Source organism: Streptomyces sp. NPDC001594 (assembly GCF_042893675.1).
GTDB lineage: Bacteria > Actinomycetota > Actinomycetes > Streptomycetales > Streptomycetaceae > Streptomyces.
Map to the genome: position 1 here is coordinate 1 of NZ_JBIAVB010000039.1, position 4,962 is coordinate 4,962.

At 57.1% G+C, this 4,962-nt stretch carries 2 rRNA genes; both read left to right on the forward strand.

The features are described 5' to 3' along the window. Positions 1 to 7 precede the first annotated feature (7 nt). Positions 8 to 1,531, forward strand: a 16S ribosomal RNA gene (locus ACFY0O_RS37605). A gap of 281 nt (positions 1,532 to 1,812) precedes the next feature. Then, positions 1,813 to 4,930, forward strand: a 23S ribosomal RNA gene (locus ACFY0O_RS37610). The 16S and 23S rRNA genes sit together here, the layout of an rRNA operon. The last annotated feature ends 32 nt before the right edge of the window (positions 4,931 to 4,962 follow it).

Here is a 4,962-nt window from a genome sequence, read left to right on the forward strand (position 1 = left end):
GTAAACATTCATGGAGAGTTTGATCCTGGCTCAGGACGAACGCTGGCGGCGTGCTTAACACATGCAAGTCGAACGATGAAGCCCTTCGGGGTGGATTAGTGGCGAACGGGTGAGTAACACGTGGGCAATCTGCCCTTCACTCTGGGACAAGCCCTGGAAACGGGGTCTAATACCGGATAATACTCCTGCCTGCATGGGCGGGGGTTGAAAGCTCCGGCGGTGAAGGATGAGCCCGCGGCCTATCAGCTTGTTGGTGGGGTAATGGCCCACCAAGGCGACGACGGGTAGCCGGCCTGAGAGGGCGACCGGCCACACTGGGACTGAGACACGGCCCAGACTCCTACGGGAGGCAGCAGTGGGGAATATTGCACAATGGGCGAAAGCCTGATGCAGCGACGCCGCGTGAGGGATGACGGCCTTCGGGTTGTAAACCTCTTTCAGCAGGGAAGAAGCGAAAGTGACGGTACCTGCAGAAGAAGCGCCGGCTAACTACGTGCCAGCAGCCGCGGTAATACGTAGGGCGCAAGCGTTGTCCGGAATTATTGGGCGTAAAGAGCTCGTAGGCGGCTTGTCACGTCGGATGTGAAAGCCCGAGGCTTAACCTCGGGTCTGCATTCGATACGGGCTAGCTAGAGTGTGGTAGGGGAGATCGGAATTCCTGGTGTAGCGGTGAAATGCGCAGATATCAGGAGGAACACCGGTGGCGAAGGCGGATCTCTGGGCCATTACTGACGCTGAGGAGCGAAAGCGTGGGGAGCGAACAGGATTAGATACCCTGGTAGTCCACGCCGTAAACGTTGGGAACTAGGTGTTGGCGACATTCCACGTCGTCGGTGCCGCAGCTAACGCATTAAGTTCCCCGCCTGGGGAGTACGGCCGCAAGGCTAAAACTCAAAGGAATTGACGGGGGCCCGCACAAGCGGCGGAGCATGTGGCTTAATTCGACGCAACGCGAAGAACCTTACCAAGGCTTGACATATACCGGAAAGCATTAGAGATAGTGCCCCCCTTGTGGTCGGTATACAGGTGGTGCATGGCTGTCGTCAGCTCGTGTCGTGAGATGTTGGGTTAAGTCCCGCAACGAGCGCAACCCTTGTCCTGTGTTGCCAGCATGCCCTTCGGGGTGATGGGGACTCACAGGAGACCGCCGGGGTCAACTCGGAGGAAGGTGGGGACGACGTCAAGTCATCATGCCCCTTATGTCTTGGGCTGCACACGTGCTACAATGGCCGGTACAATGAGCTGCGATACCGTGAGGTGGAGCGAATCTCAAAAAGCCGGTCTCAGTTCGGATTGGGGTCTGCAACTCGACCCCATGAAGTCGGAGTCGCTAGTAATCGCAGATCAGCATTGCTGCGGTGAATACGTTCCCGGGCCTTGTACACACCGCCCGTCACGTCACGAAAGTCGGTAACACCCGAAGCCGGTGGCCCAACCCTTGTGGAGGGAGCTGTCGAAGGTGGGACTGGCGATTGGGACGAAGTCGTAACAAGGTAGCCGTACCGGAAGGTGCGGCTGGATCACCTCCTTTCTAAGGAGCACAGTACCGATTGCAGACAAACGTTCTGCACGGTCAGCTCATGGGTGGAACGTTGATTAGTTGGCACGGTCTTCTGGATGGATCACGAGTACTGCTTCGGCGTGGAAAGTGACTCACTGAAAGAGATCGTGCTTGGCGCGCTGTTGGGTCCTGAAGGCACGGCCGTCTGGTCAGTCTTCAGTGCCGGCCCCAGTGAACTTGCCAGCTTGTCTGGTGAGGTGATGGGTGGCTGGTCGTTATTTGAGAACTACACAGTGGACGCGAGCATCTGTGGCCAAGTTTTTAAGGGCGCACGGTGGATGCCTTGGCACCAGGAACCGATGAAGGACGTGAGAGGCCGCGATAGGCCCCGGGGAGCTGCCAACTGAGCTTTGATCCGGGGGTGTCCGAATGGGGAAACCCGGCAGTCGTCATGGGCTGTCACCCACTGCTGAACACATAGGCAGTGTGGAGGGAACGAGGGGAAGTGAAACATCTCAGTACCCTCAGGAAGAGAAAACAACCGTGATTCCGGGAGTAGTGGCGAGCGAAACCGGATGAGGCCAAACCGTATGCGTGTGATACCCGGCAGGGGTTGCGCATGCGGGGTTGTGGGAATGAGCTTGATCGGTCTGCCGGCCGGTCGGCGAGTCAGAAACCGTTGATGTAGTCGAAGGACATGCGAAAGGTCCGGCGTAGAGGGTAAGACCCCCGTAGACGAAACATCAGCGGCTTGCTTGCTCATCTCCCAAGTAGCACGGGGCCCGAGAAATCCCGTGTGAATCTGGCGGGACCACCCGCTAAGCCTAAATATTCCCTGGTGACCGATAGCGGATAGTACCGTGAGGGAATGGTGAAAAGTACCGCGGGAGCGGAGTGAAATAGTACCTGAAACCGTGTGCCTACAAGCCGTGGGAGCGTCGGACGTACTTGTACGTCTCGTGACTGCGTGCCTTTTGAAGAATGAGCCTGCGAGTTAGCGGTGTGTAGCGAGGTTAACCCGTGTGGGGAAGCCGTAGCGAAAGCGAGTCCGAATAGGGCGATTGAGTTGCACGCTCTAGACCCGAAGCGGAGTGATCTAGCCATGGGCAGGTTGAAGCGGAGGTAAGACTTCGTGGAGGACCGAACCCACCAGGGTTGAAAACCTGGGGGATGACCTGTGGTTAGGGGTGAAAGGCCAATCAAACTCCGTGATAGCTGGTTCTCCCCGAAATGCATTTAGGTGCAGCGTCGTGTGTTTCTTGCCGGAGGTAGAGCACTGGATAGGCGATGGGCCCTACCGGGTTACTGACCTTAGCCAAACTCCGAATGCCGGTAAGTGAGAGCACGGCAGTGAGACTGTGGGGGATAAGCTCCATGGTCGAGAGGGAAACAGCCCAGAGCATCGACTAAGGCCCCTAAGCGTACGCTAAGTGGGAAAGGATGTGGAGTCGCAGAGACAACCAGGAGGTTGGCTTAGAAGCAGCCACCCTTGAAAGAGTGCGTAATAGCTCACTGGTCAAGTGATTCCGCGCCGACAATGTAGCGGGGCTCAAGCGTACCGCCGAAGTCGTGTCATTGCAGCAATAGGGCCAACGCCCGCTGTGATGGGTAGGGGAGCGTCGTGTGCCGGGTGAAGCAGCAGCGGAAGCTAGTTGTGGACGGTTCACGAGTGAGAATGCAGGCATGAGTAGCGATACACACGTGAGAAACGTGTGCGCCGATTGACTAAGGGTTCCTGGGTCAAGCTGATCTGCCCAGGGTAAGTCGGGACCTAAGGCGAGGCCGACAGGCGTAGTCGATGGACAACCGGTTGATATTCCGGTACCCGCTTTGAAACGCCCAATATCGAATCCTCTAATGCTAAGGCCGTGAAGCCGTTCCGGACCCTTCGGGGAAAGGAAAGTGGTGGAGCCGCTGATCCAAGGTGGTAGTAGGTAAGCGATGGGGTGACGCAGGAAGGTAGTCCAGCCCGGGCGGTGGTTGTCCCGGGGTAAGGGTGTAGGCCGAGGGGTAGGCAAATCCGTCCCTCATATAAGGCTGAGACCTGATGCCGAGCCGATTGTGGTGAAGTGGATGATCCTATGCTGTCGAGAAAAGCCTCTAGCGAGTTTCATGGCGGCCCGTACCCTAAACCGACTCAGGTGGTCAGGTAGAGAATACCGAGGCGTTCGGGTGAACTATGGTTAAGGAACTCGGCAAAATGCCCCCGTAACTTCGGGAGAAGGGGGGCCATTCCTGGTGATGAGACTTGCTCTCTGAGCTGGGGGTGGCCGCAGAGACCAGCGAGAAGCGACTGTTTACTAAAAACACAGGTCCGTGCGAAGCCGTAAGGCGATGTATACGGACTGACGCCTGCCCGGTGCTGGAACGTTAAGGGGACCGGTTAGCTCTGTTTCGACAGGGCGAAGCTGAGAACTTAAGCGCCAGTAAACGGCGGTGGTAACTATAACCATCCTAAGGTAGCGAAATTCCTTGTCGGGTAAGTTCCGACCTGCACGAATGGCGTAACGACTTCTCGACTGTCTCAACCATAGGCCCGGTGAAATTGCACTACGAGTAAAGATGCTCGTTTCGCGCAGCAGGACGGAAAGACCCCGGGACCTTTACTACAGTTTGATATTGGTGTTCGGTTCGGCTTGTGTAGGATAGGTGGGAGACTTTGAAGCAGCCACGCCAGTGGTTGTGGAGTCGCCGTTGAAATACCACTCTGGTCGTGCTGGATGTCTAACCTCGGTCCGTGATCCGGATCAGGGACAGTGTCTGATGGGTAGTTTAACTGGGGCGGTTGCCTCCCAAAGGGTAACGGAGGCGCCCAAAGGTTCCCTCAGCCTGGTTGGCAATCAGGTGTTGAGTGTAAGTGCACAAGGGAGCTTGACTGTGAGACCGACGGGTCGAGCAGGGACGAAAGTCGGGACTAGTGATCCGGCGGTGGCTTGTGGAAGCGCCGTCGCTCAACGGATAAAAGGTACCCCGGGGATAACAGGCTGATCTTCCCCAAGAGTCCATATCGACGGGATGGTTTGGCACCTCGATGTCGGCTCGTCGCATCCTGGGGCTGGAGTCGGTCCCAAGGGTTGGGCTGTTCGCCCATTAAAGCGGTACGCGAGCTGGGTTTAGAACGTCGTGAGACAGTTCGGTCCCTATCCGCTGTGCGCGTAGGAATATTGAGAAGGGCTGTCCCTAGTACGAGAGGACCGGGACGGACGAACCTCTGGTGTGCCAGTTGTCCTGCCAAGGGCATGGCTGGTTGGCTACGTTCGGGAGGGATAACCGCTGAAAGCATCTAAGCGGGAAGCCTGCTTCAAGATGAGTATTCCCACCTCCTTGAGAGGGTAAGGCTCCCAGTAGACGACTGGGTTGATAGGCCAGATGTGGAAGCCCGGTAACGGGTGGAGCTGACTGGTACTAATAGGCCGAGGGCTTGTCCTCAGTTGCTCGCGTCCACTGTGTTAGTTCTGAAG